Origin of the sequence: Amycolatopsis sp. La24, assembly GCF_029087445.1 — a bacterium.
Classification (GTDB): Bacteria; Actinomycetota; Actinomycetes; order Mycobacteriales; family Pseudonocardiaceae; genus Amycolatopsis; species Amycolatopsis nivea.
In genome coordinates, this window is record NZ_JARACH010000020.1 from 1 (window position 1) to 22,923 (window position 22,923).

The following is a 22,923-nucleotide window of genomic DNA, read 5'->3' on the forward strand; positions in this document are numbered from 1 at the left end:
ATGCCTCACAACCAGCACCCACTACAACGAAGCAACCGCCTGGCCACAAGCCACCACAACCAGCCAAAACAGACAACAACCCACAGCCGCTTGACAAACAAAACCCAGGGATGTCTTCACGGACCTCCGGCGGAACAGCGGAAGAGAAGCCGCCCGGCGCGTCTCGCAGGCCGGTCTCCGCAGCGCCTTGGCAAGCACCACTGCCGCGAACCCGGCTGCGGACACAACACCACGGGGCCACAGCGCCCGCCACGACCCCGGCACCCGAAGCCGCCCCCAGCACAACCGAACCCCCGCCTTTCACCCCGCCAGGACAAACCTCGCGATCCCGTCCGCTCTAGGCTGACCGGCGTGACCACGGTCCCCGACGAGCCCCAGACCGAGCCCTCCCTGTGGCGGCAGGCGCTCAACGTCCCCAATCTGCTGTCGCTGCTGCGCCTGGCGGGCGTCCCGGTGTTCCTGTGGCTGCTGCTCGGCCCGAAGGAGGACGGCTGGGCGCTCGCCCTGCTGATCTTCTCCGCCCTCACCGACTGGCTCGACGGCAAGCTCGCCCGCTGGCTCGACCAGATGTCGCGGCTCGGGCAGCTGCTCGACCCCGCCGCGGACCGGCTCTACATCCTCGCCACGCTCGTCGCGTTCCTGATCCGCGACATCATCCCGTGGTGGGTCGTCGTGCCGCTGGTGCTGCGCGAGCTGGTGCTCGGGGTGTGCGTGGTGCTGCTGCGGCGCGGCGGGTTCGCGCCGCCCGAGGTCACCTACATCGGCAAGGGCGCGACCTTCGTCCTCATGTACGCCTTCCCATTCCTCCTGCTCACGCAGGGCGGCTCGGACGTCGCGGCGGTCGCGCGGCCGATCGCCTACGCGTTCATGGTGTGGGGCGGCGTCCTGTATGTCTGGTCCGGGGCGCTCTACGTCGTGCAGGCGGCTCGCGCGCTGCGCACCCGGTGATGGAAGATTGTCGGCACGAAAGCCAGCACCAGGAAGGGGAGCGGCGTTGACCACTCCGGAAGAACTGCGCTACACCGAGGAGCACGAGTGGGTCGCGACCCGCGAGGGTTCGCTCGTGCGGGTGGGCATCACCGAGTACGCGCAGGACCAGCTCGGCGACGTCGTGTTCGTCGACCTGCCCGAGGTCGGCAAGCAGGTCGGGGCGGGCGACGCGTTCGGCGAGGTCGAGTCCACGAAGAGCGTCTCGGAGCTGTTCGCGCCGGTCGACGGCGAGATCGTGGCGGTCAACTCGGCGGTCGCCGATTCGCCGGAGCTCGTCAACTCCGACCCCTACGGCGAGGGCTGGCTCGTGGAGATCCGGCTCGACGACCCGGCCGGTCTCGAGGCGCTGCTCGAGGCCGAGGCGTACCAGGCCCTCATCAAGGGCTGAGCCGTTCGGCCGGGCCCCGGAGCCTCAAGGGGAGCCCGAGGGTTCCGGGCCGGTCGGGCACGGTACGTTGACAGCTGCACGTTCTTGGTCGATGACAACACTTCATGCGTAGAGGAGAGCTCAGGTGAGCACGAACGACGGGCCCGGCGTTCCCCCGGAGCAGTCTCCGGAGCGGACCTCTGTCTTCCGGGCCGATTTCCTGGCCGACATGGAAGGCCAGCAGGAGTCCGCGCCGGCCGCCGAGGCACCGGTGCAGGGTGTCGACGCCCTTCCGCCGGGTTCCGCCCTCCTGGTCGTGAAGCGCGGGCCCAACGCGGGCTCCCGCTTCCTGCTCGACCGCGACACCACCAGCGCGGGACGGCACCCCGACAGCGACATCTTCCTCGACGACGTCACGGTTTCCCGCCGCCACGCGGAATTCCGGCGCGAGGGCGGGGAGTTCGTCGTGATCGACGTCGGCAGCCTGAACGGCACCTACGTCAACCGCGAGCCGGTCGACCAGGCCGTCCTCGCCGGCGGCGACGAGGTGCAGATCGGCAAGTTCCGCCTGGTCTTCCTGACCGGCCCGGGGCACGGGGGCCAGGGGGCGCAGTGACGGCGGCCGGGCAGCCCGGTCGTCAGGAGGCCCGGCGGGACGGGTTGAGCATCGGGGCGGTGCTCGCGCAGCTGCGCGGGGACTTCCCCGATGTCACGATTTCCAAGATCCGCTTCCTCGAGGCGGAAGGCCTGGTCCGCCCGGGTCGCACGCCCTCGGGGTACCGGCAGTTCTCGCCGGCGGACGTGGAACGCCTGCGGTACGTGCTGTCCGCGCAGCGCGACCACTACCTCCCGCTCAAGGTCATCAAGGAGCAGCTCGACGCGGCCGACGCGGGCGCGCAACCGCCCGCGCCGGTCCCGTCGGCTCCCCAGCTGCCGCGGCGGCTCGTGCCGCTCGGCGACGGGAGCGATCCGGCGGGACTGCCCGCGGCGGCGGACTTCGAGACCGGGCCGGACACCCGGCTCACCCAGGAAGACCTGCTGGAGCAGGCGGGCATCGACGACGCGATGCTCGCCGAGCTGTGCCAGTACGGCCTGCTGCGCCCCGGCGCGGCGGGTTTTTTCGGCCCGGAATCGGTCCTGATCGCCCGCACCGTCAAGGCGATGACCGAATTCGGGCTCGAACCGCGGCATCTGCGCGCGTTCCGCGCCGCGGCCGACCGCGAGGTCGGCCTGCTGGAGCAGATCGTGACCCCGGCGTACCGGCATCGTGACGCGGACGCGAAGGCGCGCGCCGACGAGGTCGTGCGCGAACTGGCCGCGTTGTCGGTCACGCTGCACACGCTGCTCGTCAAAGCCGGCATCCGCGGCGTCGCCGGCGATTGACCCTTATGCCCGAGACGCGTTGTCGGTCACTTGTCAATGACTGAACCTCAGCGCCGGGATGCCGTACCGTGAGAGACGGTTCGCGAGACCACGAACCGAGAATGTCCGCTGCGAGCGAGCACAGCGCCCGGATGACGGGTAGCGTCGGAGACAACGGTCGTCAGCCGTCGCCAGCGCTGCGGCCCGTGTGCACGAGAGGGAGGCGAAGCCCGATGAGCGAGATGCGCGTCGTCGGAGTGCGGGTCGAACTGCCCGCGAATCAGCCGATCTTGTTGCTGCGGGAGACCGAGGGCGAGCGGTACCTGCCGATCTGGATCGGCTCGGTCGAAGCCACCGCGATCGCCCTGGAACAGCAAGGCGTGCGGCCCGCCCGGCCGCTCACCCACGATCTGCTCAAAGAGGTCATCGGCGCGCTCGGCCGCGAGCTCGAGCAGGTCGTCATCACCGACCTCAAAGAAGGCACGTTCTTCGCCGAGCTGGTCTTCGACGGCGACATCCGGGTCTCGGCCCGCCCGAGCGATTCGGTCGCGCTGGCGCTGCGGATCGGCGTCCCGATCCACGCGGTCGACGCGGTGCTCGAGGAAGCCGGCCTGATCATCCCGGACGAGCAGGAGGACGAGGTCGAGAAGTTCCGCGAGTTCCTCGACTCCGTGTCCCCGGAAGACTTCCGCGGCGCCGACACCTGATCGCCCCTGCCCGGCGGTTTCCCGCCGGGCACGAGCTCACCGCGCGGTCGCGCGGGCGAACAGGTCCGCCAGTTCCCGGCCGTACCGGTCCAGGTCCACGGACGGATCGGCGGCGTAGGCGGCCGCCACCCCGTCGACGGCCTGCGCGATCGACAGCGCCACGATCTCCGGCGAGATGTCGCCGAACGCCCCCTCCTTGCGGCCCTGTTCCAGCTGCCGCTGCAGCGCGCCGGTGCGCAGCTGCCCGACCATGACGCCGGTCATCGCCCAGCCGTCGCGGTCGTCGGCGTGCGCGGCCATCTCGACCAGCACCCGTTCGCATTGCGGGTAGTCGCGCAGGAACGCGACCGAAGTCTCGATGTACGCGCGCAGGTTCCCCGGCCGGTCCGCCGGGTCGACGCCTTCGCTGCGCTCGCGCAGGTATTCCGATTTGGTCTCGGACACCGTGCTCAGCACCGCCTGCATGAGGCCGGCCTTGTTCGTGAAGTGGTACGAGATCAGCCGCGTGCTGCTGAGCCCGGCCCGTTCCTTGATGCGCGCGAAGGTGGTGCGCGCGTACCCGTGGTCGGCGATCGTGGCGATGGTCGCGCCGATGATCTGGGCCCGGGTGGTGGCCTCGGTGACGCTCAGGCCGAGTTCGGCTTGCGTGTCGATGTTTACTTGCATGAGTAATAAGTTACTCAGCCGAGTAAGAAAGGTCAATCCCGTACGGCGAACGGGCCAAAGCCTCGACACGGCCTCGAGGTCCGCCGCGCGTCGCGTTGACCGGCTCGCGGCGCAGCCTTACCGTCAAAGGCGGTAAATCGCCACGATGTGATTCGCCGACCCGGCGCGCTCGTGGCAGTTTTCCCCGGCCGATCCCGATCCTGGGCTCGACCGGCCTGTCGAACGCCCCGCTGCGAGGCCGGGCGAGGGGAGGCTTGCGGTGGTCGAGGCTGGTCGTCCGGAGATACCTGCCGGACCTGTCGCCGACGGCGAGCAGGGCGAGCTGTTCCCCGACGCCTCGCTGCCCGACGAGCTGGTCGGCTACCGCGGTCCCGCGGCCTGCCAGATCGCCGGGATCACCTACCGCCAGCTGGACTACTGGGCGCGCACGAAGCTGGTCGCGCCCAGCATCCGGACGGCGCACGGTTCGGGGTCGCAGCGGCTGTACTCGTTCAAGGACATCCTGGTCCTGAAGGTCGTGAAGCGCCTGCTGGACACCGGGGTCTCGCTGCAGAACATCCGCGTCGCGGTCGACCATCTGCGCGTGCGCGGGGTGCGCGACCTGGCGAAGGTCACGCTGTTCTCCGACGGCACCACGGTGTACGAATGCACGTCGCCGGAGGAGATCGTGGATCTGCTCCAGGGCGGCCAGGGCGTGTTCGGCATCGCGGTCAGCGGGGCGATGCAGGAGATCAGCGGCACCATCCACGAGTTCCCGGCCGAGCGCGCCGACGGCGGACTGGTCGAGGCCGTCGTGCCGGACGAGCTGACCCAGCGCCGCAACGCCCGCCGCACGGGCTGATCTTCGCCCGCGCTAGACTGGGCGCGCGATCGACGAACCCGCGCGGGAGAGACCGAACCGGCATCCCCGGTCCGGCGCCGAAGGAGCAAGTCCTCCCCGGAACCTCTCAGGCACCCTGGACCGCGCGGACGAGACGCCTCTGGAAAGCGCATCGGCAGGAGACCACCAGCCGGTGCCGCCGACGGTGCAAACCCGGCTATCCACGCGGGTGAAACTCTCAGGCGCCCCGCGGGGTACGGACAGAGTGGGGAGGGCCACGCCTGTTGTCCGGCGTGGCGGCTTGGCCGGGTGAGGTTCAGACCTCCCGGGTGGTCTGAACCTCGTGCCTGTGGTCAAGACCACATCCCCGGCGTTTCCGGCGGCTCAGCCCGGAATCTTGTCCAGGAAGCCGTGCACCTTGGCGATCCGGCCGTCGGCGATCTCCACGACGTCGAACCCGATCGCGATCGGCTCAGCGGCGCCGGGAGCCGACAGGTGCCACTGGAACCGGGCGAGATCGTGGTGCGCGTCGGGCTCCGCGGGCAGGCTGAAGACGAGCCCGGCGAACTGCGCCTGCGCGCCGCCGATGAACCCGTCGATCTCGTCCTGGCCGGCGACCGCGCCGAGCGGATCGGTGTAGGTCGCCCCCGGCGCGAAGACCTCCGAGACGAGCTGGCGGCGCCGCTGCGGGTCGGTCTCGTTCCAGACGTCGACGTAACGGCGGGCGAGGTCGGCGGCGGTCGGTGCGATGGTGGTCATGTCGGGGTTCTCCTTGCGTTGTCCCGTTTTCGGTAAGGCCAAGCCTGGCCGACGATCGGCGGCTGGTCGATTACGCGGGAGGTAATCGGCTGGCCGTGCTAAACCGGGGCATGGACTACGGCCGGATGGCGATCGACAGACAGCTCGGGACATTCCGCGAGCTCGTGACGCGCAACGAGCTGGTGCCGGAAGTGCTGGCGCGGGCGGCGAAACTGGCTCTTCCCGGCTGGTACCTGACCGCGGGCTGCCTGTGCCAGACCGTGTGGAACGTGGTGACCGGACGCCCGCCAGCTGAGGGCATCAAGGATTACGACCTGTTCTACTTCGACAACTCGGATCTCAGCTGGGACGCGGAAAACGTGGTCATCGAGGAGGGCGCCCGGACGTTCGGGGATCTCCCGATCACGGTGGAAATCCGCAACGAGGCACGGGTGCATCTCTGGTACGAGGACCGCTTCGGCGTCCCGTGCGCGCCGTACCCGTCCACCGAGGCGGCCATCGACTCGTTCCCGTCCACGACGCCCTGCCTGGGGATCCGGTTGGCCGAAGGAGGGGAGTGGCAGGTCTACGCGCCGCACGGGTTCGCGGACCTGTTCAATCTCGTCGTCCGGCCCAATCCCGGACACGCGCCGCGGAGCAGTTACGAGGCGAAAGCCCGGCGCTGGCAGGAACAATGGCCGGAGCTGACCGTCCTGCCTTGGCCCGGTTGACGGGGGTGCCGGCGCGGGCGTACTTTCGATACGCAACGGGAGCGTATCGAAAAGAGGCATCGTGTCGGAGGAGTTCTCGGTGGGCAGGCCGCGTGATGCCCGAAGGGATGCCGCGATCCACGAGGCGGCCTTGGCGCTGCTGCCCGAAGTCGGCTACGACCAGTTGTCCATCGAGGCGATCGCGGCCCGCGCCGGTGTTGCCAAGACGACGGTTTACCGGCGGTACCGCGACAAGGCGGCCGTCGTCGCGGCGGCGGCGGAGCAGCGGCAAACCTCGGCTCCGCCTGAGGCCGTCTCCGGCGGACTGCGGGAAAACTTGCTGGCCGTCGTGCGGTGGCTGGCGCGCGAGATCGCCGAGCAGGAGATCGGGGTGCTGGGCGCGCTGTTCGCGGGGATGCGCAGCGATCCGCGGCTCGCGGACGAGATGCGCCGGATCCTGCACCGAGACCAGGCGGCGATGGCGGATCGGGTGCGGCACACCGCGTCGGCGCCTGGTGCGGCCGAGCTGTTCGCCGAGGTCGCGCCGGGAGTGATCGTGCACCGGATCGTCTTCGCCGGCGAACCGTGCGACGACCGGTTCCTGCGGCATCTCGTGGACGACATCCTGCTGCCATTGCTGAAGGGAGTCCGGAGATGATCGTGATCACGGGGGCGACCGGCGCGCTCAACGGGGCGACTGTGGAGCATCTGCTCAAGCGTGTCCCGGCGGAGGAGATCGGCGTCAGTGTCCGGGATGTCGCCAAGGCGCGACACTTAGCGGACCGGGGCGTACGGGTGCGGCAGGGGTCCTACGAGGATCCCGAGGCACTGCGGAAATCGTTTGAAGGGGCGGAAAAAGTCCTGCTGGTTTCCTCGAACGATCCGCACGCGGACGGGGTCAGCCTGCATCGGGCGGGCGTTGAGGCGGCGGTAGCGGCTGGGGCGCAACGGATTCTGTACACCAGCCATCAGAATTCCCGGATGGACACGCCTTTTCCGCCGGGTCCGGAGCACGCGGCGACCGAGCGGATCCTCGCCGGGTCCGGGGTCGCGTGGACCGCGCTGCGCAACGGTTTTTACGCGCACAGCATCGGCTGGCTGCTCGGGAACTGGCGGGAGGACGGGGTGATCGCGGCCCCGGAGGACGGCCCGGTTTCGTGGACCGATCGGGCTGATGTCGCGGAGGCGGCGGCGGTGATTCTGGCCGGGGACAGGGCGTTCGACGGGCCGGTTGCGCTGACCGCGCGGCAGGCGGTGACGTTCGACGACGTGGCCGAGCTCGCGTCGCGGGTCAGCGGGCGTGCGGTTCGGCGCGTGGTAGTAGCGGACGAGGAGTGGGTCGCGGGCGAGCCGGAGGAGGTGGCGCGGATGAAGCTGTCGATGTTCGAGGCCTCCCGGCAAGGCCACTTTGCCGAGACGAGCCCAGTACTGGCCGAGCTTCTCGGCCGCGAACCACGTGGAATCACGCTCTAGCGCCGAAAAACTCCCGGCAGAAAGCGCGAAACGTCTCCGCCCGCCGAGTCAGCCGCGCACCCTCCGCGCGAGCCAGCACGACCGGCGTCGTCGGGACTCGCTCCCGCAGCGGACGTACCGCGAATGGCGTGCCCTCGACGGAAAGTTCCAGCGGCGGTCGCTGGACGGAGAGCGTGTAGCCGAGGCCCCGGGCGACCAACGCGCGAGCGAGTTCGAAGCTCGTCGTGCGGTGCGCGACCGGCATCGGCAGGCCGACCGCGGCGAAGACGTCCCGGAAATAGCGTTCCGACGGCGGTACGTCCAGCAGGATGAACGGCTCGTCGGCCAAGGCGCGCAACGAAACCGTCTTCCGGCGCGCCAAGGGATGCGCCGACGGGAGGAGCACGCTCGGCGGCTGGTCGTACAGCTGGTCCACTGCGATCCCGGGCACGAGGTCCTGCCGGTACAGCACGGCGAGGTCGCAGCGGCCTTCCAGCAGGAGGTGCTGCAGGTCCGGCAGGGTGCCTTCGACGAAGGAGACGTCGACTTCCGGGTGCTGGGTGCGGAAAGTCGCCAGCGCGGCGGGGACGTGGAGTGGCGCGAGAGGGGTGTAGCAGCCGAAATTCAGGCGTCCGGCGAGGTCTTGGCCGTAGTCGCGGGCGGTGGTGCCGAGTTCCGCCACCGAGGTGAGCACCGCGCGGGCCTCGCCGACGACCTGGCGTCCGGCGTCGGTCAGCGCGGTCGTGCGGCCGGGGCCGCGGAGGATGAGCTGGACGCCCAAAGTCCGTTCCAGCGAAGCGATCGCCAGCGACACCGCGGACTGCGACACGTGGCAGCTGTCCGCGGCCGCGGTGAGTCCGCCGGTGTCCGCGACCGCGACCAGGTACTCGAGCTGGCGCAACGAGGGAGACATCAGTTCAGCTTATGTCCTTCACCAGAAATGTGAACTGGACCGATGACCGCCGACGCGGCAGGGTCGGGGCATGACCCGGCACCAGCACCCGTTCGTCCCGTACGCGCCGCCGCGGCTGTCCCCGGAGGAGAGCCTCGCGCGCGGGCAGGAGCTGTACCGGCTGCTCGACCAGCGCCGGTCGGTCCGCTGGTTCTCCCCGGACCCGGTGCCGCTCGAAGCGATCGAGACCGCGGTGCGGATCGCGAACACCGCGCCGAGCGGGGCGCACCACCAGCCGTGGACGTTCGTCGCGACGGCCGACCCGGACGTCAAACGCGCGGTGCGCGAGGCAGCGGAGGTCGAGGAGCGGAAGTTCTACCGCGAACGCAACGCGCCGGACTGGCACGCGGCGCTCGCCCGGCTCGAAACCGACGAGCACAAGGAGTTCCTCGAGGTCGCGCCGTGGCTGGTGGTCGCGTTCGCGCAGAAGAGCACCCCGCTGCCGGACGGTTCGCTGCGGAAGAACTACTACGTCAACGAGAGCGTCGGCATCGCGTGCGGCATGTTCATCACGGCGTTGCACACGATGGGGCTGGCGACGTTGACGCACACGCCGAATCCGATGGGTTTCCTCAACGAGGTTTTCGGGCGGCCGGTGACTGAGCGGCCGTACATCTTGTTCCCGGTGGGTTATCCCGCGCCGGACTGTGAGGTGCCGGATCTCGACCGCAAGCCGCTGGCGGAGGCGTTGGTGGTGCACGCGCCGTTACCTCAGGGGTAATGGTCTCCCAGCGCGCGACCCCGTAGCTTCGGACGCGTGACGACCACGGTGAAGGCCCCGATCGGCGAACTGCTCCGGGAATGGCGCGACCGCCGCCGCATCAGCCAGCTCGATCTCGCGATCTCGGCGGACATCTCGACGCGCCACCTGAGCTTCGTGGAGACCGGCCGGTCCAAGCCGAGCCGGGACATGGTCCTGCGGCTGGGCGAGCACCTCGACATCCCGCTGCGCGAACGCAACCGCCTGCTGCTCGCCGCGGGCTACGCGCCCGCCTACGGCGAGTCCGACATCGGAGCGCCGGAAATGACCGTGATCCGCGAGGCCGTCCGGCGGCTGCTCGCCGGGCACGACCCGTATCCGGCGGCGGTGGTCGACCGCGGCTGGAACCTCGTCGACGCCAACCTCAGCCTCGGCGTGCTCACCGAGGGCATCGCGCCGTCGCTGCTGACCGGTCCGGTGAACGTGCTGCGCGCGACGCTGCACCCGGACGGGATGGCGCCGCGGGTGCTGAACCTGGGGGAATGGCGCGCGCATCTGCTGGGCAGGCTGCGCCGTCAGGTCGAGCAGACCGCGGACGCGGGACTCGCCGAACTGCTGGAGGAACTGCGCGGGTATCCGTGCGACGACGAGGTCCCCGAGGTGGAGATCCCCGGCCCGGGCGACATTTTCGTGCCCTTGCGCTACCGGCACGGGGATCTGGAGCTGACGTTCTTCAGCACGGTCGCGACCTTCGGGACGCCGCTGGACGTGACGGTCGCCGAGCTGGTGATCGAGTCGTTCTATCCGGCCGACCCGGCGACGGCGGCGTTCCTGCGCGAGCGCGTGACCGGCTGAGCGCCGCTACGATCGGGGCCATGCGGGCGTTCGTGGTGACCGGACCGGGGGAGGCCGGGCCTGCCGAGGTGCCGGAGCCGGAGGCCGGGGTCGGCGAGGTCGTGGTCGACGTGGAGCGGGCCGGGGTGTGCGGCACCGACGTCGAATTCTTCACCGGCGAAATGCAGTACCTCGCCGACGGGCACGCCCGGTACCCGATGCGGCTCGGCCACGAATGGTGCGGCACGGTGTCGGCGGTCGGCCGGGGCGTGCATCCGGCGTGGGTGGGCCGCCGCGTCACCGGCGACACGATGCTCGGATGCGGGGACTGCCGGCGGTGCCGGGGCGGGCGTCAGCACGTCTGCGCGGACCGGCAGGAGGTCGGCATCCGCGGCGACCGGGCGGGTGCGCTCGCCGAACGCCTCGCCGTGCCGGTGCGCTCGCTGCACGAACTGCCGGACGCGGTGGATCCCGTCGCGGGCGCGCTGGCCGAACCGGGCGGCAACGCCTGCCGGGCGGCGCGGGCGGCCGCGGGCGAACGGGTGCTGGTCCTCGGCCCGGGGACGATCGGGTTGCTCACCGCGCTGTTCCTCCGGGCCGCGGGCAGCGAGGTCCATCTCGTCGGCGCGACGCCGTGGTCGGTGGAATTCGCGCGCGGCTTGGGTTTTTCCGCCGGGACGAGCGTTCCGGAGCCGCCGTTCGACGCGGTGGTCGACGCGACCGGCGATCCCTCCGCTCCCGCGCTCGCTGCCGAGGTGGTCGAACCCGCGGGCCGGATCGTCTGCATCGGGCTGTCCGGGCGGCCGAGCCTGCTGGACACGAGGATGCTGGCGTTGAAGGACGTCACCGCGATCGGCGTGCTGAGCGGTTCGCCGGGGTTGGCACAGGCGATCGACGCGTACGCGTCCGGCGAGGTGGATCCGCGGCCGCTGGTGGCGGCGACGGTCGGGCTGGGCGAGGTCGCGGCGGTGCTCGGCGGGGAGCGGCCCGCGGGGGCGCCGAAGATCCACGTCGACCCGCGCCGGTAACCAGGTTGCCCGGCGGGCGCGAAAACGAGAGGGTCGAGGCATGAGTGCCGACCTGACTTTCCGCCAGCCGACCGAAAACGACCACGCGCGCGTGCTCGCCGCGCTGGGACCGTGGTGGGGCGGTCTGAAGGGCGAAGCCGGTGCGCAGGAGCGGGCGCTGCTGGTGCCGCGGCTGTACTTCCAGCACTTCACCACGACGAGCCGCCTGGTGGAGCGTCCGGACGGGACGCTGGCGGCCTTCCTGATCGGCTTCGTCTCGCAGGCCGACCCCGACACCGCCTACATCCACTTCGTCGGCGTCGACCCGGCTCTGCACGGGCAGGGGATCGGCCGTTCGCTGTACGAGTGGTTCTTCGGACAGGTGCGGGAATCGGGGGTGCGCAAGGTGAAGTGCATCACCAGCCCGCAGAACACCGCGTCGCGCGCATACCACGCCCGGCTCGGGTTCGAGGTGTCCGACGTACTCCCGGATTACGACGGGCCGGGTCTGGACCGGGTCGCGTTCACTCGCAGCATCGCGGCCTGACTCCCGGCAGAACTTTTCGTGCTCGGAGCCGCCGGGGCTGGGGTTCGACCTGGTGGATCCCGTGAAGCCAGAAGCGCGAACTCACCGGGCATCGCGCCAGCGGGGCGCTGATCGCCCCGCTGGCGCTGTTCGTCGGCGATGAGGCGAACCACGTTCTCGAGGTCGTCCGCGCGGCCCAGGGTGTACGTCAGCTCCGTGGTGATTCCCGCGATTTTCGAGGTGTTGTGCCACGAGGAGCCGACGCGGACCGTCCGATCTCGGGCACACCGCGAGGGTGCGCGAGACCGTGGTCACCGGGCTTCGATGACAGTCCGAAACTGTTCGGCAGCCCGCTCCACCTTCTTCTGCGGATCGGCCAGCAGCGAAGCGACCGCCTCTCCGAGTTTGCCTGCCGGGGGCTCGTATTCGAGGGAGATCTCCACGCCGGTGCGGCCGTGGCCCTTGTCGTCGAACCGGACCACCCCGGAGTTGCGCACGTCCGGATCGGCGTCGTCCACCGTGGTCCAGGCGATCTTGCGCGGCGGCGCGTCCTCGACGATCCGGGCCTGCCATTCCACTGTGGACCCCGCCGGTCCGTCGACCTTCCACCGGGTGCGCGTCCCGTCGCCGTCCAGGGCTTCGACCGACTGGACGTCGGAGAAGAGCTCCGGCAGCCGGGTCAGCGGACGCCACCAGTCGTAGCACGCCTGCGCGGGAGCGTTGACCTCGACGTAATGCGCTGCAGCAGCCATGGGCACCTTTCCTCGGAGTTCAGCGAAGTCTTGCCGAACTCCCCGGCTACCCGGCTGATCGGAGGCGCAAACCGCCCGCGGTTACGAGAGTTCCTTGCGGGGCAACGGAACGAGACGGACGTCGAGGGTCCGGTCGAGGCCGAGCAGCCGGAGGGGACGAAGCACGGCGCGGTGGCGCGCCAGCACCGTGAAGGACACCTCCGCGAGACGAGCCGTGTGGTCGGCCGCCAGCAGGACGGACAGCCCGCGGCAACTGCAGAACGTGACGGCGCCCAGATCGGCGATCACTCCGCCGGGCGACTGGGCGATCGCCGTGACGGTGTGCTCGAAAAACGTGTCAGCGCTTGAAGAATCGAGGTCTCCGGAGACCTCGACGACCGTGCTGTCGTCGGCGGTGCTGACGGTGATGTCCGCGAGGGGCGCTGCGCCGGTGGGCAGCCTCGCCGGGCGAACGGGGTGAGTCATCGGGGGCCTCCTGCGGACCGGCGGAGGCGGACCGGCGCTGGACTGCCTCGCTTGTGCTGGGCGGCCGGCTCCTTGCTGAACCGATGCTGCCACGGTAGCTGCGCCGCGGAATTCCGACAACCAGGCGCCGGGCGCCCGGGGGATCCTCGGTTTCGCCCCCTGGTCAGGAGTGCCGGGCGAACGCGTCCTCGCCCGCCCGGACGCGCGCCGGTTCCAGCAGCGAGCGCTGCCGGTCCGCGCGCAGCAGGAGGGCGTCGAAATCCACGTCGGCCAGCCGCTTTCTCAGGTTCGCCGAGTCGCGCAGCGTGGTCCACAGGATCTTCTTGCCCTCGATCCCCATGGCCAGCGCCTCGAGTTCCCAGAACCGGCTCAGCGGCGAGTGCGACGTGATCCTGCCGTTCAGCTTGAACCGTCCCAGCCGCTCGGCCACGATCGCGAGCCCGGCTTTGACCGGATTCGCCCGCACCGGAACTGCCTGCATGATGCCGCGGAAAGTGTCGACGTCCTCCGCGATCGCCGACGCCACCTCGCGCAGCGGCGTCTCGAATTCGGTGCCCGGGTTGGTGCGGGCGGCCCGGCGCGCCAGCTCGCGCCAGGCGAGGCCCATGGCCAGCTGGTCGTTGAGGTAGATCCCGAGCAACGTGTCCATGCGGGCGGGGATACCCGGCCCGGGCGCGGGTAACCGGCGGCCGCGCAGCGGTCCACAGTGGACCGATCGGCTTCGGCGCGGAACAGGACGTTTCGCCGCGCCGGTGCCGGGTATCAGGGCGGAATGTCTGTGCGAGCTGTGGTGATGGACGAGTTCGGCGGCCCGGACGTCTTGACGCTGCGCGAGGTCGAGCGTCCCGAGCCGGGGCCGGGCGAGATCCTGGTGCGCGTGTTCGCGTCCGGCACGAACCCGGTCGAGGCGAAGATCCGGCAGGGGGTGGCGATCCCGGATCTGGAACTGCCCGCGGTGCTGGGCGGCGACGTCTCGGGCGTCGTGGCGGCAGTCGGTCCCGGCGTGACTGACTTCGCCGAGGGCGACGAGGTGTTCTACACCCCGGAAATGGCGTCCCGCCTGGGCAGCTACGCCGAGCTGAACGTCGTCTCGGCGGCCATCGCGGCGCCCAAACCCCGGGGGCTCAGTCACGTCGAGGCGGCGGCGATCCCGCTCGCCGGCGGGACTGCGTGGGAGGCGATCGTCCGTCGACTGGCGGTCCGGCCGGGGGAGACGGTGCTGGTGCACGCCGGCGCGGGCGGGGTCGGCTCGTTCGCCGTGCAGTTCGCGGTCGCGGCGGGCGCCCGGGTGCTGGCGACGGCGGGGCCGGACAACCAGGATTTGCTGCGTGACCCGGGTGCCGTCCCGATCGACTACCACGGGGCCGACCCGGTCGAAGCGGCGTTCGAGCACACCGGCGGCCAGGGCGCCGACGCGGTGCTGGACCTCGTCGGCGGGGAGAACGTCGCGAAGAGCTCCGCCGCGGCCCGGGCGTTCGGCCGGATCGCGACAGTGCTGCCGCCGAAGGGCGAGCTGCGCTCCCTCTACCAGCGGAATCAGCAGCTGCACGGGATCCTGCTCACCCGGGAGCGCCGCCGGCTGGAGGAGCTGACGCCGCTGTTCGAGCGCGGCCAGGCCCGTCCCGTCGTCGACCAGGTCCTGCCGCTCGACCGGGTGCGCCAGGCCCACGAGCGGCTCGATTCCGGGCACGGGCGGGGAAAGACAGTGCTCGACCTGGCCTGACCGGCGACAGAAGGGCAGGTCTCCGGGCCTGTCGCGCCGCGGCGTCCGGTCGGGCGTGCGGAACTGTCGGACGGCTGGGTTAGCCTTGAGGGGCAAGGTGAACCGAGCTGTCCGGCGGACGGCAGAGGTGAGGTAGTGATCGTGGTGGCCGCGAAGATGTCGGTGTTTCCTTCGGGGCGTCCATGAAGTACTCGGAGCGGGCGTTCCTGCATCCGGCGCTTTTCTACCGAAGCGCCGAGGAGTTCACCGCCGGGGTGGTCGCGTTCGTCCGCGAGGGGCTGGCGGCGGGCGAGCCGGTCGCGGTCGCCGCGCCGCCGGAGCACGTGAGCCTGGTCCGGGCCGAACTGGGCGCGGACGCCGAGCGGGTGCTGCTGGTCGACATGACCGAGGCGGGCCGCAATCCGGGCCGGATCATCCCGGGCGTGCTGCGCGCGTTCGCCGACGGGCATCCGGACCGGCACGTGCGGATCGTCGGGGAGCCGATCTGGGCCGGCCGGTCGCCGACGGAGTACCCGGCGTGCGCGCAGCACGAGGCGTTGATCAACCTGGCGTTCGAGGGCCGCTGGGCCACCATCCTGTGCCCGTACGACGCCGAAGCGCTGGGCGCGACCGAGCTGGCCGACGCGCTCCGCACGCATCCCTGGCTGATCGACGGCACGGGGGAGTGGCGCTCGAGCGGCGACTACGCGCCCGACGCGGTGGTCGCCGACTACAACCGCGAGCTGCCGCCCCCGCCCGGCGCCCGGTCCTTCGTCGTCGCCGAACCCGACCTCGTCGACCTCCGGGCGGTGACCGCCGAGACCGCGTGGCGGCACGGCCTGCCCGAGGACCGGGTGGAGGACGCGGTGATGGCGGTGTCGGAGCTGGCGGTGAACAGCGTCGAGCACGGCAGCGGGGCCGCGGTGGTGCGGCTGGGGTTCGCCGACGGCGAGCTGGTCTGCCAGGTCCGGGACGAGGGATGGCTGGCGGATCCGATGGCCGGGCGCGTCCCGGCTGCCCCGGACCAGGTCCGCGGCCGGGGCCTGCTGCTGGTGAACCATCTCGCGGATCTGGTGCGGATGCATTCGGACCCGGCGGGGTCGACGGTGGAGGCGCGGTTCGCTGCCGGGTGAGGCTGCTTGGCGGGGGCGGCTTGGGCTGACGGGCGAGGGAAGCTATCTGCGGCAGCTGGCGATGTCGAGAGGGCGGCTGGGGTCTGCTGCTGGTGAACCATCTGGCGGATCTGGTGCGGATACATTCGGACCCGGTGGAGGCGCGGTTCGCCGCCGGGTGAAGCCGCTTGGCGCGGGTGGCTTTGGCTGACGGGCGAGGGAAGCTATCTGCGGCAGCTGGCGATGTCGAGAGGGTGGCCGGGGTCTGCTGCCGGTGAACCACCTCGCGGACCTGGTGCGGATGCATTCGGACCCGGTGGAGGCGCGGTTCGCCGCCGGGTGAAACCGCCTGGCGCGCGCGGCTTAGGCTGACGGGGCGAGGAAAGCTACCCGTCTGGCAGGAGAGTGCGAGCGTGACCGCGGCAGCTGGCGACATCGAGAAGGCAGCCGGGGTGCTGCGCGCCGGGGGCTTGGTGGCCTTCCCGACCGAGACGGTCTACGGCCTGGGCGCCGACGCCTCGGACCCGGCCGCGGTGTCCCGCATCTACCAGGCGAAGGGCCGCCCGCCCACACACCCGCTGATCGTCCACCTCGCCGGAGCCGGGCACCTGGACGGCTGGGTCGAGAAGGTGCCCGAGCCCGCGCGGCTGCTGGCCGAGCAGTTCTGGCCGGGACCGCTCACCTTGGTGCTGCGGCGCGGCCCGCGCGTGTCGTCGGCGGCGACCGGCGGGCTGGAGACGGTGGGGGTGCGCGTCCCGGACCATCCCGTGGCGCTCGCGCTGCTGTCGGCGTTCGGCGGCGGCGCGGCGGCTCCGTCGGCCAACCGGTTCGGCTCGGTCAGCCCGACCACCGCCGAGCACGTCCGCGCGGAGCTGGGCGAGGCCGTCGATTTCATTCTGGACGGCGGTCCCTGCCAGGTCGGTGTCGAGTCCACCATCGTCGATGCCACCAGCGACACCCTCAGCGTGCTGCGGCCCGGCGGCGTGCCCCGGGAAGACCTCGAAGCGGTGCTCGGGAGTTCCCTCGAGGTGCCGTCCGTGAGCCCGATCCGGGTTCCGGGCCAGCATCCGTCGCACTACGCGCCGCGGGCCCGGGTGATTCTCGTCGAGCCCGACGAGGTGGCCGCGGAGGCGGAGCGCGCGCGGAAACTCGGGCACCAGGTGGGCGTCTTCCTGCCGCCTTCCCAAGACGTCGCAGCGCCGGGGGCGCACGCGGTGGTGGCGGTTCCGGCTTCGCTGGCCGAGTACGCGCGCGGTCTTTACGGCTTTCTGCGCGAGCTGGACCGGAAGGGCTGCGACCTGATTGTCGCGTCGCTGCCGGAGGAGAAGGGGCTGGGGCTCGCGATCGCGAACCGGCTTCGCCGCGCCGCGGGGCCGCGCGGCTGAACGGGCCGCTCCGTCGGTAGTCCACAGTAGACAGTCCGGCCGGGAGCGCCCGCCGCCGGTTCCGGCGTGCCCCGCTCCGGCGGAAGATCGTGCCGGGTAGGCTTTTTTCTCGGTGCGTTAAGCAGGCAGCGTCCACAACTCCCTGGCTGAGGCGCGCCCTGCGCCCGGTCCGGCCCGCTCCTAGGAGTGCGTGTGGCGACCGCCGAGAGCCGAGCATCCCGTCCGGCGCAGAGATGCGCGGCCAAGCCCGATCCGGGCGTTTTCGGGCGAAACGTGGTCGTGCGGCTGCCGTGACGGAGCTGAAGATCGCCCCTCGGCAGCTCGGGGATGCCGTGGTGCTGACCTTGCCGGACCGGCTCGCGAAGACTCACTCGGCCGAAATCGTCGAGGCGCTGCACGCCGCGGGCCACGCTGTCGCACCGGGCTCGCGCCTGGTGGTGGACCTGCGCGGGATCAGGCCGCTGACCGCGCTGCTGGCCCGGGCGCTGGTCTCGTTCGCCCGCGATCGCGACTGCGTGCTGGTGGCGGCGCCGGACCAGGCCACGACGCTGGACAGCGCTGATCCGGACGCGGCCGTCGGGCGGGCCGCGTCGCTGACGGAGGCGCTGGCCGAACCCGGCGACGGCCGGCAGCCGTTCGCGGCGAGCGGCGCAGTGCGGTCGCTCGCCTTCGACAGCGACGATCTCAGCCGCACCGAAGCGTTCCTGAGCAGCGCGTACGCGCCGATGCGGATCGGCAGCGACACCGGACACGCGGGTACGCACATCCGCAGGCACGCGGTGGACGGGCTGAGCGCCGACCGGCTCGACCTGTCCTTCGAGATGAGCTACTCCGTCGAGCCGCTGGGCACGATCTGCCTCTGCGACGTCGAATCGGGCACGATCGAGGACCACCGCGTGGACGGCTTGCCGGAAGCGGAGACCTTCGGCCCGGGGGATCTGGTGTCCTACTCCCCGGACCGGCCCTGCACCGGGCGGATCGCGCGCGCCAAATACAGCATCACCATGCTGGATCCGGCCCTGCTGAGCCAGGCCGCGGGCGTCGACCGGCCGGTGCGGCTGCTCGGCCACCGGCCGGTCGACGCCAGCGCCGCCCAGCACCTGCGGTCCACCGTCGCGCATCTGCGGGACGACGTCCTCGGCGTGCCGGGCGTCGGGGAGAATCCGCTGGCTGTGGCGACGGCGGCGCGCTACCTCGCCATAGCCGTGCTGAACGCGTTCCCCCACACGGCCTCCGCAGAGCGCACCGGGGACGGGCTCGACGCCCATTCGCAGACGCTCCGCCGCGCGATTTCCTTCATCGAAGCCAATCTCGACCGGCCGATCGACATCGCGGAGATCGCCGCGGATGCCCGGGTCTCGGCCCGCGCGGTGCAATTGGCCTTTCGCAGACATCTCGGCACGACTCCGATGGCCTACCTGCGCCGGGCCCGTCTCGACCGCGCCCGGGCGGAACTGCGCGCCGCCGTGCCGGAGCAGGACACCGTCGCCCGGATCGCGGCCCGATGGGGCTACGCGCCCAGTGTGTTCGCCGCGCACTACCGGGCCGCGTACGGCGAGTCGCCGTCGTCGACGCTGCACCGGGACACGGCCGAGCAAGTTCGTTTTCCTGGCAGCCGGAGCTTCGTTCGGACGGCGATCGCGGTGAAAAGCGAATCCGATGCGGCTGATCGCGCCAGGCCGGACGCCGCGGCCCGGTTCGAGTCGCTGAGCAGGATGCTGCTGTCCGCGAACTCGGTCGCGGACGTGCTGCGCCAGGTCGTGGAAGCGACCGCGGCGGCGGTCGCCGGAGCGGACTGGGTCAGCGTCACGGTGCTGGGTTCCGACGGCCGCTTTTCCACCGCTGCCCGGACCGGGAAGATCGCCGCCGAGCTGGACCGGCTCCAGTACCGCGACGGGGAAGGCCCCTGCGTGGAGGCGGCCCGCGCGGACGGCCCGAGCTATGTCGCGAGCGCGGACCTGGCAGCCGAATCTCGATGGCCCCGGTTCACCGCCGCCGCGCGCGCCCTCGGCTGCCGCGCGGCGTTTTCCACCGAACTCCCGGCAGCTCCGGGCCTCGACCGGACGGCGGGCTCGCTGACCGTCTACTCGCGCCGCCCGGACAGCCCGGCCGAGACCGACCGCCGCATCGCCCTGCTGCTGGCTACGCACGCGTCGCTGGCGCTGGCGAACACGCACCTGCGGAAGACCGCCGAACTGCGCCGCGCCGAGTTCCGGCGAGCCGTCGACACGCGGGACGTCATCGGGCAGGCCAAGGGCATCCTGATGAACCGGGAGGGCCTCACCGCGGAGGAAGCGTTCGACCTGCTGCGGCGGACTTCGCAGGACCTGAACGTGAAACTCGTCGAGGTGGCCCGCACTCTGACCGCCCGCCACGGCGAACTCGAGCGGGAGTGACCGTTTCCGGGCGGTTCCGCCGGCCTCGGGTCTCGACCGGCGGAACCTAGGTCCCGGTCTCCTGCGCGCCGGAGTCCGACCCTGGTCCTCGGCTACCCGTTCGCCGGGAATTCACACAAGCCGGACGGACCGGGACGGAAACCGGCGGGAGTCAGAGGTCGAGTTCCCGGTGCCGTTCGGTCACCGTGCGGGCGAGTTCGACGAGCTTGACGTTGAGGTCCTGGGACGTGCGGCGCAGGATGTCGAACGCCGCGTCGGCGGTGACCCCGCGCCGGTTCATCAGGATGCCCTTGGCCTGCCCGATGAGGTCGCGGCTGTCGACGGCGCGCTTGAGGTGGACCTCCTTGAGCGCGGCCGCGGTGTGCGCGGACGATCCGGAGAGGGCGAGCGAGGCGTGCGAAGCCAGGATCAGCGCGCTGTCGACGGCGTCGTCGTCGAACGCCCCCGGCTCGCGGCTGTAGAGGTTGATCGCGCCGGGCGGCAGGTCGGACTTGGCGTCCGGAAGCAGTGTCGTGGCCAGCAGCGAGCCGAACCCGAGCCGTCCGGCGCGCACGCCGAATTCGGGGAAGGCGTCGGACTCCGGAAGGTTGTTGGTCAAGGCGTGTCCCGGCCGTTCGTGCCGGGCGGCTTCGAGGCACGGGCCCTCGCCGGTCTGGTACTGGATCCGGTCCAGCTCCTCGGCGGTCGGGTCGGTGCGGACCGGGGTGTGGAACCCGCCGTCGGACGACCGCAGGGTGATGCTGGCCAGATCGGCCTGCGGCACGATCTGCAGCGCGGCGGACACCACGCGCTCCATCGCCTCGTGCAGGGAGTCCGCGTCGAGCAGGAGCAGCGCGAGCGTGCCGAATTGCCGGGAGAGCGGGCCTTCGAGGGCCACGCCGCTGCGGGCCCAGCCGTCGACGGCCGGTTCCGCGCAGAACGCGACCCGGTCGGCTTCCCAGCCCTGATCGGTTTGCGTGTCGGCGTCCGTCACCCCGGCCTCCTTTGTCGCTGCCCGCCACCGGGCCGCACCGACGGACTTTACCGGGCCGCGAAACCGGACCGGCGGACTGGAGGACGGGCGGACGCGAAGCGGCGGCCGGAACCGCAGTCCCGGCCGCCGCTCGGCGCCGCAGGTCAGTCTTTCACGTCTTTGACGGCGTCCCTGACCTTTTCTCCCGCTTGCTTGAGCGCGCCCTTGGCCTGTTCGGCCTTCCCCTCGGCCTGCCACTGCTCGTTCCCGGTGGCGTTGCCGAGCGCTTCCTTGGCCTTGCCCTTGAGCTCCTCGGCCTTGTGTCCGGCGGTGTCGCTCATCGTCGATGCCTCTCTTCGTGTCCGGGGGTTCCCCGGCTACCCGCTGAAGGCGGTGCGCAAACCGGCCGCGCGGTCAGCGAGGCGCCTTCGCGGCGGCGATGTACTGATTGGCTTCCGGCAGAAAGGAAAGGACCACGCCGAGCACGGCCAGGCCGGTGCTGACGTAGCCGATGACCGTGCTCTGCCCGGCCAGCAGGGAGATCACCTGGAGCGCGGTGAGCACGGTGAGCACGATCCGAGCCCAGTTGCGGCCCGCGCGGAGTTTGAACGCGAACAGCAGGCGCAGCAACGCGATCACGACGGCGATCACGACCCCGACGGCGATCCCGATCGTGACCGCCTGGTCGATCTGGGCGTCGGTGAGACGCGCGGCGTTCTGCCCGTTCGCTCTTCGCATCGCGTCGGCCAGCGCGTCATGCGCGAAAAACAGGAACACGGCTCCGGCCAAGCCGACGAGCGTCGCGGCGACGAACGCCCAGAAAGCACCCGTGATCACCGCGGGGCGCGGCGGGGCTTCGGCGGGAACTCCGGCGGAAGGGGACGGGTAAGCAGGCATGTCAGTCATGAAAAAAACGGTGGCACAGCACACGAAACCTCGCACGGCAAGCGCGAAACCGGGCCGGGAAAACTACGCGGCGGGCGACTTCGCGCACCATTACCGGGCTTCCGGTTTGCCGCCTTCGGTCCGCGGGTATCCAGTTCCGGAGAACTGCCGGGAAATCGCCGCGGAATTCGCGGGCAGCGCCGAAAGATTGGCAAGGCGTCTCGTGGGTACCTGTTCCCGGACGGGCGCAGTACGGCCGAGAGGAGGTCAAGCGATGAGTGTGGACGAATTCCAGCCCAGCCGCTTGCCCGCGCGCGGCGCGTCGCGGGAGGGCGCGATCCCGCGACTGAACCTGATGCTGACGCGGGATTCCACGACGTTGCGCGGGATCCGGGACCAGGCGGCGGCGTTCGTGTACGGCCGCCGCCCGCACACTGACGCGGACGCGGTGGCGGACGTGCGTCTCGTGCTCGACGAGATGGCCTGCAACGCGATGCGGCACGCCCGCCCGCCGTGCACCCTGGCCCTGTCTTTGCTCGGAGACCGGCTCCTGATCGAGGTGTCCGATTCCCTCCCGGCCCTGGCCCGCTACCGGGAGGGGTACAAGGGCGGCGGACGCGGATTGGCCTTGATCAACGCGATCGCCGTGCGCTGGGGCCAGACGCCCCGGGAAGGCGGGAAAACCGTCTGGGCCGAACTGGCCCTCTGATCCGCTATGTTGCGGCAGTGGACATCCAAGTGGTGGAGGGGGGCGCTGCTCGAGGCGCCGACCCGTGCGGTCACGGGAATGGACCGGCGGGCGTTCGGGGAGTTCGTGGGACCGCGGGGAGAATTGGCTTCGTACGCGCTCGGCTGGACGACCGGCGCGGACCCGCACGTGGCGCGGTTGTCGGTCGGGATCGGCGCGGGCAACCCCGGCGGCGGGACCTTTCACGCGGTCATCTTCGACAACGAAGACGGGCACGCCTTCTCTTTGACCGACGACCCGTTCGAACGCGTTCCGGAAGGCGGTCCGGACCTGACGGCGGACCAGGCGCGCGCTCACCCGGACCTGCCGTTCGTCTGGGCGGTCGCCGATCTGGTCGTGGAGCGCGACCGGCGGGCGTGGTGGCTGCTGCACTGGCTGCGCGGAACGCCCTGCGTCCAGACCGCCGAGGTTTTCGAGCGCCAGGAGCCGATTCTGCACGTCCGGCACGACGCGGCCGACGGGGTCTGGCTTCTCTCCGGCGCTTCCGAGCCCGACCGCGGCACGGCGAAGGTCGGCCATCTGCACCACGCCATCGACGAAGACCAGAGCCTGCTCGACGTCCTCGACCTGGAACCCGGGAGCAGCGCGTTCCGCGCGGACGCCGGATCCCCTTGGCGCGGCAGGGGTTAACCGCGCGAAAGTTCGTGAGGGGAACCCTCAGGGACGGTGATTCCCTGAGGGTTCCCCTCACGTAC

Annotated in this window: 28 protein-coding genes and 1 riboswitch; of the genes, 19 read left to right on the forward strand and 9 right to left on the reverse strand. The window is 71.1% G+C overall.

Annotated elements, in window-relative coordinates; translation table 11 throughout:
* Window positions 1-351: 351 nt before the first annotated feature.
* The 5 genes from PUT80_RS19985 to PUT80_RS20005 all read left to right on the forward strand — a co-directional run bounded on the left by PUT80_RS19985 (window position 352) and on the right by PUT80_RS20005 (window position 3,426).
* Window positions 352-948 (forward strand): CDP-alcohol phosphatidyltransferase family protein, encoded by a 597-nt coding sequence (locus tag PUT80_RS19985; RefSeq protein ID WP_043834337.1) that lies wholly within the window; start codon window positions 352-354, stop codon window positions 946-948.
* A 46-nt stretch (window positions 949-994) separates the two neighbouring features.
* Complete coding sequence (gcvH, locus tag PUT80_RS19990) at window positions 995-1,378, forward strand: glycine cleavage system protein GcvH (protein ID WP_037805718.1); 384 nt, start codon at window positions 995-997, stop codon at window positions 1,376-1,378.
* 124 nt (window positions 1,379-1,502) lie between these two features.
* On the forward strand, window positions 1,503-1,973 hold the full coding sequence (gene garA, locus PUT80_RS19995) for a glycogen accumulation regulator GarA (RefSeq protein WP_009078859.1): 471 nt from the start codon (window positions 1,503-1,505) through the stop codon (window positions 1,971-1,973).
* Window positions 1,970-2,740 carry a MerR family transcriptional regulator gene (locus PUT80_RS20000; RefSeq protein WP_063697699.1) on the forward strand — a complete coding sequence of 257 codons (771 nt, stop codon included), beginning with the start codon at window positions 1,970-1,972 and terminating at the stop codon, window positions 2,738-2,740. The genes garA and PUT80_RS20000 overlap by 4 nt, the downstream gene beginning before the upstream one ends.
* A gap of 212 nt (window positions 2,741-2,952) precedes the next feature.
* Window positions 2,953-3,426: a bifunctional nuclease family protein gene (locus tag PUT80_RS20005; RefSeq protein WP_009078856.1), complete on the forward strand. Its 474-nt coding sequence runs from the start codon at window positions 2,953-2,955 to the stop codon at window positions 3,424-3,426.
* A 36-nt stretch (window positions 3,427-3,462) separates the two neighbouring features.
* Here PUT80_RS20005 and PUT80_RS20010 read toward each other — a convergent pair whose 3' ends face one another.
* On the reverse strand, window positions 3,463-4,092 hold the full coding sequence (locus tag PUT80_RS20010) for a TetR/AcrR family transcriptional regulator (RefSeq protein ID WP_037805720.1): 630 nt from the start codon (window positions 4,090-4,092) through the stop codon (window positions 3,463-3,465).
* A 259-nt stretch (window positions 4,093-4,351) separates the two neighbouring features.
* Here PUT80_RS20010 and PUT80_RS20015 point away from each other — a divergent pair, with 259 nt between their 5' ends.
* Complete coding sequence (locus PUT80_RS20015; RefSeq protein ID WP_009078853.1) at window positions 4,352-4,933, forward strand: MerR family transcriptional regulator; 582 nt, start codon at window positions 4,352-4,354, stop codon at window positions 4,931-4,933.
* Window positions 4,934-4,966: 33 nt separating this feature from the next.
* A riboswitch (glycine riboswitch) is annotated at window positions 4,967-5,066 on the forward strand.
* Window positions 5,067-5,296: 230 nt separating this feature from the next.
* Here PUT80_RS20015 and PUT80_RS20020 read toward each other — a convergent pair.
* Entirely contained in the window at window positions 5,297-5,671 is a 375-nt protein-coding gene (locus PUT80_RS20020; protein ID WP_134661620.1) for a nuclear transport factor 2 family protein, read from the reverse strand.
* A gap of 125 nt (window positions 5,672-5,796) precedes the next feature.
* Between PUT80_RS20020 and PUT80_RS20025 the strand changes: the two genes are divergently transcribed.
* From PUT80_RS20025 to PUT80_RS20035, 3 genes are all read left to right on the forward strand, one after another.
* Window positions 5,797-6,381: a nucleotidyltransferase family protein gene (locus PUT80_RS20025; RefSeq protein WP_275293093.1), complete on the forward strand. Its 585-nt coding sequence runs from the start codon at window positions 5,797-5,799 to the stop codon at window positions 6,379-6,381.
* A 61-nt stretch (window positions 6,382-6,442) separates the two neighbouring features.
* Window positions 6,443-7,018, forward strand: a complete 576-nt coding sequence (locus tag PUT80_RS20030; RefSeq protein WP_275293094.1) for a TetR/AcrR family transcriptional regulator — start codon at window positions 6,443-6,445, stop codon at window positions 7,016-7,018.
* A complete protein-coding gene (locus PUT80_RS20035; protein ID WP_275293095.1) occupies window positions 7,015-7,833 on the forward strand; it encodes an NmrA family NAD(P)-binding protein in 819 nt (272 codons plus the stop codon). The genes PUT80_RS20030 and PUT80_RS20035 overlap by 4 nt, the downstream gene beginning before the upstream one ends.
* Here PUT80_RS20035 and PUT80_RS20040 read toward each other — a convergent pair.
* Window positions 7,823-8,725, reverse strand: coding sequence for a LysR family transcriptional regulator (locus PUT80_RS20040; RefSeq protein ID WP_275293096.1), 903 nt, complete (start codon window positions 8,723-8,725; stop codon window positions 7,823-7,825). The two genes, PUT80_RS20035 and PUT80_RS20040, sit on opposite strands and share 11 nt — an antisense overlap.
* Before the next feature lie 70 nt (window positions 8,726-8,795).
* On the opposite strand from PUT80_RS20040, the gene PUT80_RS20045 reads away from it, so the two are divergent.
* Genes PUT80_RS20045 through PUT80_RS20060 form a run of 4 tightly spaced genes read left to right on the forward strand, consistent with a single transcriptional unit; the run spans window position 8,796 to window position 11,852 of the window.
* Entirely contained in the window at window positions 8,796-9,485 is a 690-nt protein-coding gene (locus PUT80_RS20045) for a nitroreductase family protein (protein ID WP_275293097.1), read from the forward strand.
* 36 nt (window positions 9,486-9,521) lie between these two features.
* Window positions 9,522-10,319 (forward strand): helix-turn-helix transcriptional regulator, encoded by a 798-nt coding sequence (locus PUT80_RS20050; RefSeq protein WP_043834352.1) that lies wholly within the window; start codon window positions 9,522-9,524, stop codon window positions 10,317-10,319.
* A gap of 20 nt (window positions 10,320-10,339) precedes the next feature.
* Window positions 10,340-11,326 carry an alcohol dehydrogenase catalytic domain-containing protein gene (locus PUT80_RS20055; RefSeq protein WP_275293098.1) on the forward strand — a complete coding sequence of 329 codons (987 nt, stop codon included), beginning with the start codon at window positions 10,340-10,342 and terminating at the stop codon, window positions 11,324-11,326.
* Window positions 11,327-11,366: 40 nt separating this feature from the next.
* Window positions 11,367-11,852, forward strand: a complete 486-nt coding sequence (locus PUT80_RS20060; RefSeq protein WP_275293099.1) for a GNAT family N-acetyltransferase — start codon at window positions 11,367-11,369, stop codon at window positions 11,850-11,852.
* Between the two features lie 290 nt (window positions 11,853-12,142).
* On the opposite strand, the gene PUT80_RS20065 is transcribed toward PUT80_RS20060, so the two are convergent.
* From PUT80_RS20065 to PUT80_RS20075, 3 genes are all read right to left on the reverse strand, one after another.
* A complete protein-coding gene (locus tag PUT80_RS20065) occupies window positions 12,143-12,583 on the reverse strand; it encodes an SRPBCC family protein (RefSeq protein ID WP_037805741.1) in 441 nt (146 codons plus the stop codon).
* 81 nt (window positions 12,584-12,664) lie between these two features.
* Window positions 12,665-13,048, reverse strand: a complete 384-nt coding sequence (locus PUT80_RS20070; RefSeq protein WP_275293100.1) for an STAS domain-containing protein — start codon at window positions 13,046-13,048, stop codon at window positions 12,665-12,667.
* 163 nt (window positions 13,049-13,211) lie between these two features.
* Window positions 13,212-13,697 (reverse strand): hypothetical protein, encoded by a 486-nt coding sequence (locus PUT80_RS20075; protein WP_275293101.1) that lies wholly within the window; start codon window positions 13,695-13,697, stop codon window positions 13,212-13,214.
* Window positions 13,698-13,820: 123 nt separating this feature from the next.
* Here PUT80_RS20075 and PUT80_RS20080 point away from each other — a divergent pair, with 123 nt between their 5' ends.
* From PUT80_RS20080 to PUT80_RS20095, 4 genes are all read left to right on the forward strand, one after another.
* Window positions 13,821-14,771, forward strand: a complete 951-nt coding sequence (locus tag PUT80_RS20080; RefSeq protein WP_275293102.1) for a zinc-binding dehydrogenase — start codon at window positions 13,821-13,823, stop codon at window positions 14,769-14,771.
* Between the two features lie 182 nt (window positions 14,772-14,953).
* Window positions 14,954-15,883, forward strand: coding sequence for an anti-sigma factor RsbA family regulatory protein (locus PUT80_RS20085; protein WP_275293103.1), 930 nt, complete (start codon window positions 14,954-14,956; stop codon window positions 15,881-15,883).
* 392 nt (window positions 15,884-16,275) lie between these two features.
* A complete protein-coding gene (locus PUT80_RS20090) occupies window positions 16,276-17,247 on the forward strand; it encodes an L-threonylcarbamoyladenylate synthase (protein ID WP_275293104.1) in 972 nt (323 codons plus the stop codon).
* 290 nt (window positions 17,248-17,537) lie between these two features.
* Window positions 17,538-19,643 (forward strand): ANTAR domain-containing protein, encoded by a 2,106-nt coding sequence (locus PUT80_RS20095; protein ID WP_275293105.1) that lies wholly within the window; start codon window positions 17,538-17,540, stop codon window positions 19,641-19,643.
* Between the two features lie 151 nt (window positions 19,644-19,794).
* Here the strand turns inward: PUT80_RS20095 and PUT80_RS20100 are convergent, their stop codons facing one another.
* The 3 genes from PUT80_RS20100 to PUT80_RS20110 all read right to left on the reverse strand — a co-directional run bounded on the left by PUT80_RS20100 (window position 19,795) and on the right by PUT80_RS20110 (window position 21,501).
* Window positions 19,795-20,616 carry a GAF and ANTAR domain-containing protein gene (locus PUT80_RS20100; protein WP_037805751.1) on the reverse strand — a complete coding sequence of 274 codons (822 nt, stop codon included), beginning with the start codon at window positions 20,614-20,616 and terminating at the stop codon, window positions 19,795-19,797.
* A gap of 143 nt (window positions 20,617-20,759) precedes the next feature.
* Window positions 20,760-20,936, reverse strand: a complete 177-nt coding sequence (locus tag PUT80_RS20105) for a CsbD family protein (protein ID WP_275293106.1) — start codon at window positions 20,934-20,936, stop codon at window positions 20,760-20,762.
* A gap of 73 nt (window positions 20,937-21,009) precedes the next feature.
* Window positions 21,010-21,501 carry a hypothetical protein gene (locus tag PUT80_RS20110; RefSeq protein WP_037805753.1) on the reverse strand — a complete coding sequence of 164 codons (492 nt, stop codon included), beginning with the start codon at window positions 21,499-21,501 and terminating at the stop codon, window positions 21,010-21,012.
* Between the two features lie 253 nt (window positions 21,502-21,754).
* Here PUT80_RS20110 and PUT80_RS20115 point away from each other — a divergent pair, with 253 nt between their 5' ends.
* Window positions 21,755-22,189 (forward strand): ATP-binding protein, encoded by a 435-nt coding sequence (locus PUT80_RS20115; RefSeq protein ID WP_037805754.1) that lies wholly within the window; start codon window positions 21,755-21,757, stop codon window positions 22,187-22,189.
* Window positions 22,190-22,267: 78 nt separating this feature from the next.
* Window positions 22,268-22,858 (forward strand): hypothetical protein, encoded by a 591-nt coding sequence (locus tag PUT80_RS20120; RefSeq protein ID WP_275293107.1) that lies wholly within the window; start codon window positions 22,268-22,270, stop codon window positions 22,856-22,858.
* Window positions 22,859-22,923: the final 65 nt, after the last annotated feature.